We start from the raw sequence: 332 nt of genomic DNA, 5'->3' as shown, positions 1-332 counted from the left end.
GAATGACGGTGGGCGGCGGCCGTGTTCGAGGAACAAGAACTCAGTCAGCCAGCTGTCGCGGGGTGAAGAGTGCACGGTGGCGGCCCCGTTCAGGCGTCGATCACCTGGACGGTGTCGGGGTCCAGCGGCACCATGCGTTCGCAGTTGAGCTTTCCCACCGGCACTCGCAGCCAGTTGCCGTGGCCGGCGAAGTCCAGCAGGCAGCCCAGTTCCACGTCGAGTAGTTCACCCAGGCGCATGCCGGTGGCGCGTAACAGCAGCAGGCCGGTCCGCACAAGCGGGTCATTGAGATTCGCGACGGCGGCCATCAGCGCCCGGTCGACGTCTGGCAG

1 pseudogene is annotated in these 332 nt (G+C 66.9%); it reads right to left on the bottom strand.

From position 1 onward, the window contains the following. Nucleotides 1-89: 89 nt before the first annotated feature. Nucleotides 90-332: pseudogene (locus F6Q13_RS17920) on the bottom strand (tyrosine-type recombinase/integrase); the annotation flags it as partial.

This window comes from Mycobacterium sp., from assembly GCF_008709575.1.
In the GTDB taxonomy this organism is placed as follows: domain Bacteria; phylum Actinomycetota; class Actinomycetes; order Mycobacteriales; family Mycobacteriaceae; genus Mycobacterium.
Note: the sequence above shows the minus strand (reverse complement) of the source record. Positions and strands in the feature narration are given on the sequence as shown.